Origin of the sequence: Inquilinus limosus MP06 (assembly GCF_000767795.1) — a bacterium.
Lineage (GTDB): Bacteria > Pseudomonadota > Alphaproteobacteria > DSM-16000 > Inquilinaceae > Inquilinus > Inquilinus limosus_E.
In genome coordinates this window covers 1-4,054 of sequence record NZ_JANX01000562.1, presented here as the reverse complement: position 1 = coordinate 4,054, position 4,054 = coordinate 1, and the positions used below count along the sequence as shown (strand labels likewise).

Genomic DNA, 4,054 nt, shown 5'->3' with positions numbered 1-4,054 from the left:
CAGGGCGTCGCGGGGCGGAGACCGTCACCCTGTTCGGCAACCACGACGACCGCATGCTAGCGCTGCTGGACGGCGCCGCCGACCACAACACCCTGCAGTTCTGGCTGACCTATGGCGGCGATCGCGTGCTGGACGAATGCGGCGTCACCGAGTTCGACCCCGACTGGCGAGGCCGGGTCCGCGCGGCGATTGGGCCTGACCTGCTGGACTGGCTGCGCGGCTGCCCGGTCACCCACCGGATCGGCGACCTGTTCTTCGTCCATGCCGGCATCGACCCGCAGGTGCCGCTGGCGCAGCAGGACCGCCACACCCTGCTGTGGATCCGCGAGCCGTTCCTGGACTGGCGCGATCCCTTCCCCGACGGCGTCGCGGTGATCCACGGCCACACCCCGGTCGACCGGCTGGATCTGGACCATCCGCACCGCATCGATGTCGACACCGGCGCCTTCGCCACCGGCTGCCTGTCGGCGGTCCTGATCCATGGCGACCGGATGCGCGGCCTCCGGGTCTGGCGTCTCTAGGTCTCAGGCGTCGTCGGTGGCTCGATGCCGGATCGACCTAGGCGTGGAACAGCTCGCTGACCGATTCACCGGCATGGATCCGGCGCATCGCCTCCGCCATCGCGGGCGCGATCGACAGGACGGTCAGCTTGGGATGGTGCGCGGCGCCGTTCACCGGGACGGTGTTGGTGCAGACGATCTCCAGGATGTCCTCCTGGCCGCCCAGCCGCTCCAGCGCGCCGCCGGCGAACAGGCCGTGTGTGCAGGCCACGCGGATCGACCGGGCGCCCTGGCGGCGCAGATGGCCCAGCAGTTCCAAGATCGTGCTGCCCTTGGCGATCTCGTCGTCGATGACGATGACGTCCTTGCCGCGCACCTCGCCGATGATGGTGCTGATCTCGACCCGGTCGTTCTCGTAGCGCTGCTTGGCGCCCATGGCCACGCCGGCGCCCAGCAGCCGCGCGAAGGCGGCCGCTTCCTTGGCATAGCCAAGATCCGGCGAGACCACGACGGCGTCGGCCATGTCGGTGCGGCGGAAATGCCCAGCCAGCTCGCGCAGGGCATGCAGGTGGTCGACCGGCACGCTGAAGAAGCCGTGCACCTGCGGCGAATGCAGCGCGGTGGTCAGCACCCGGCCGGCGCCCGCCGCGACCAGCAGGTCGGCCACCAGCCGGCCGCCGATCGAGATCCGCGGCGCGTCCTTCTTGTCCGACCGGGCATAGGCATAGTGCGGCATCACCACGGTGATGCGCGAGGCCGACGCGCCGCGCGCCGCGTCGATCATCAGCAGCAGCTCGACCAGATGCTCCTGCACCGGCGGGCTGAGGGTCTGGACCAGGAAGACGTCGCGTTCGCGGCAATTCGCCTGGAGCTGGACCCCGATGCAGTCATTGGCGAAGCGCTGGACCCGGGAAGGGCTGAGCGGCACGCCCAGCGCGGCGCAGATCTCGGCCGCCAGGGCAGGATGGGCGGTGCCAGAGAAAACAGCGATCTCCGCCATGCGTCCCTCGTGTCGAATCGATCCGATCGGCGCCGACGGTAGAGAGGGCGGACAGCCTTGTCCATCCGCCCTCTCGCCCCCAAACGTCCGTGCCCGAATTCCGGTTGACCTCGGTGAAGGCGCAGCACGTGCCAGGCTTCGTCCACCCCGGCACCATCACGGTGGTCGACTGCGCCGAGAGCCTGATGGCTATGACGGATCCGGCTCGAGCGTGAACAGCTCCTGCGGCAGGCGCACGCCGCGCAGGGCATAGCGGCCGACGCAGACCAGGCCGGCCGCTTCCCCGCCCGCCGCCGCGGCGAAGGCGGAGGAGACCAGCATCGGCTGGTCCGCCGACCGGCACATCTCGGCGATCCGGCTGGTCTCGTTCACCGCCGGGCCGACCACGGTGAAGTCGAGCCGGTGGGCGCTGCCGATATTGCCGAAGAACACCTCGCCGATATGCAGCCCGGCATACATCTCGGTCACCGGCTGCCCGGCCGCCGCACGCTGCGGGTTGAGCATCGCGATCGCAGCCCGGGCCTCACGCACCGCCGCCAGCGCCGCGCGGCAGGCCCGGGCACGGCCCTCCGCGTCGCCAGCCTCCGGCCGGAAGATCGCCAGCACGCCGTCGCCGATCAGCTTGAGAACGTCGCCGCCAGCGTCCTGGACTGCCGAGATCACGGCGTCGGCATAGTCGTTGAGCAGCGGGATGACCTGTTCCGGCGGGGCATTGTCGGTGATCCGGGTGTAGCCGCGCAGGTCGCTGAACCACAGCACCGCGTCGATCCGGTCGGCGACGCCGCGGGCGATCCGCCCGGCCCAGACGGAGTTGCAGGCGTCGCGGCCCAGATAGGTCTCCAGCAGCGTCGAGGCCATCCGCGCCAGGGTGATCGCCTTCATCGCCATCGCCAGGCCAGGCAGGACCTTGAGCAGTCCGGCGATCTCCTGGTCGCTGAAGCCGCCCGGCTGGTCCGTGGTCCAGGCGGAGAACAGGCCGTCCCAGTCGGCGATCGCGCCCTCCGCCTCGAAGCGGTTGAGGACGCCGAGATAGTCGGTCATCCCCTCCTCCGCCGCCGTGGCCACCGCCGGGAATTCGGCGCAGCTTTCCGGCGTCACCCGCCGGCGCATCCAGTCCTCGCCGGTATCGATCAGGTGGAAGAACGGGCTGGCGCGCCATCTCTCCTCATTGAGGCCCGGCGTGGTGCGGCCGTAGCCGGTGAAGCTGGCCTCCGGCTCGCCGCGGCGCCAGCGCACGGCGTTGCCCTCATAGACCGGGTGCAGCGTGTCGATCACCAGGAGGCCGCTGGCGATCGGCAGGCCAGCGAACACGGCCCGGGCGCAGAACCCGGCCAGCAGCTCGGTCTCCAGCAGGCCGATCAGCCCGGCCTCGGTGGTCCATTCCGCAAGGGCGGCGATCTTCGAATCGTCCATCTGTCATCCTGCGGCGCATGGCCGGGGCGTCCCGTATTGCCGCAGCTTTACACCATCCCGGCCCGCGGTGCAGCGCCGCGACGACGGCGTCGGAGCAGGTCGCGCCCTGCCCAGCCGCGCGACCGCACCGGCCATTCATCGCGACAGGACCCTGGCCAAGCCGATGCCGAGGCCGACCATCCCCGCGCCCCCGAGGCCGGCGACCAGCGCCGCTGCGACCGCCTGACCGGATCCCGCGGGCCCGAAGGTCGCGACCAGCCCGAGGACGAGCCCCGCCGCAGACACGGCGCAGACGCAGACCAGGGAGGCCCGCTCCTCCGCCGCCTCCGCCCGCCGGCACGGGGCCGCCCTCCCGTCGGCGGCCCGGTCGAGGGGTTGAGACAAGCTGACCATCTGACCCTCCATCATTGTGTCGCACCGACGATATGCCGACGCCAGATCCGGGAGTATCGTACCATTTCGGATTTCATCCTTCCGCAAACCGCAAGGATGCCCATGGACCGCTTCGAGGCGATGGCCGTCTTCGTCAAGGTGGCCGAGGCCGGCAGCCTGTCGGCGGCGGCGCGGGCGCTGGGCCTGTCGCTGACCTCGGTGAGCCGCCAGCTCGCAGCGCTGGAGGAGCGGCTGGGCACGCGCCTGGTGCTGCGCACCACCCGGCGCCTGGCCCTGACCGAGGCCGGGAGGCTGTATCACGAGCAGGCCCGCCGCATCCTCGGCGAGGTCGAGGAGGCGGAGCAGGCGCTGACCGCGCATCACGCCGAGCCTGCCGGCCGGCTGCATGTCGCCGCGCCGACGCTGATCGGCCGACTGAAGCTGGCACCGCTGCTGCCGGAATTCCTGGAGCGCCATCCCGGCCTGGCCATCGACCTGACCCTGACCGACCGCCCGGTCGATCTGGTCGAGGACGGCGTCGACCTCGTTCTCCGCATCGGCCGGCTGCCGGATTCGAGTCTGATCGTCCGCCGGCTGGGCGGCATCCGCATGCGGGTCTGCGCCGCCCCCGGCTATCTCGCCCGCCGCGGCGCGCCGGCCGAACCGGCGGATCTGGCCGGGCATGACTGCGTGGTCTTCGCCACTGCCCCGGGCCCGGTGTCCTGGCCGTTCCAGACGACGGCGGGGCGAGTGACGGTCCCGGTCGAAG

At 71.2% G+C, this 4,054-nt stretch carries 5 protein-coding genes; 2 read left to right on the top strand and 3 right to left on the bottom strand.

Annotation, left to right across the window (positions count from 1 at the left end; genetic code table 11):
- Nucleotides 1-521, top strand: a 521-nt coding sequence (locus P409_RS39370) for a metallophosphoesterase family protein (RefSeq protein ID WP_034846340.1), incomplete at its 5' end; no start/stop codon positions are given.
- Between the two features lie 37 nt (nucleotides 522-558).
- Here the strand turns inward: P409_RS39370 and P409_RS28410 are convergent.
- The 3 genes from P409_RS28410 to P409_RS28400 form a co-directional block, all read right to left on the bottom strand.
- Nucleotides 559-1,500, bottom strand: coding sequence for a ribose-phosphate diphosphokinase (locus P409_RS28410; RefSeq protein WP_034846337.1), 942 nt, complete (start codon nucleotides 1,498-1,500; stop codon nucleotides 559-561).
- 189 nt (nucleotides 1,501-1,689) lie between these two features.
- The gene (locus P409_RS28405) at nucleotides 1,690-2,913 is read right to left on the bottom strand and encodes an adenylate/guanylate cyclase domain-containing protein (protein ID WP_034846335.1); all 1,224 of its coding nucleotides are present in this window, start codon (nucleotides 2,911-2,913) and stop codon (nucleotides 1,690-1,692) included.
- Between the two features lie 135 nt (nucleotides 2,914-3,048).
- On the bottom strand, nucleotides 3,049-3,306 hold the full coding sequence (locus P409_RS28400; RefSeq protein WP_152613591.1) for a hypothetical protein: 258 nt from the start codon (nucleotides 3,304-3,306) through the stop codon (nucleotides 3,049-3,051).
- Nucleotides 3,307-3,408: 102 nt separating this feature from the next.
- On the opposite strand from P409_RS28400, the gene P409_RS28395 reads away from it, so the two are divergent.
- A partial coding sequence (locus tag P409_RS28395; RefSeq protein ID WP_034846332.1) for a LysR substrate-binding domain-containing protein occupies nucleotides 3,409-4,054 on the top strand: 646 nt, incomplete at its 3' end.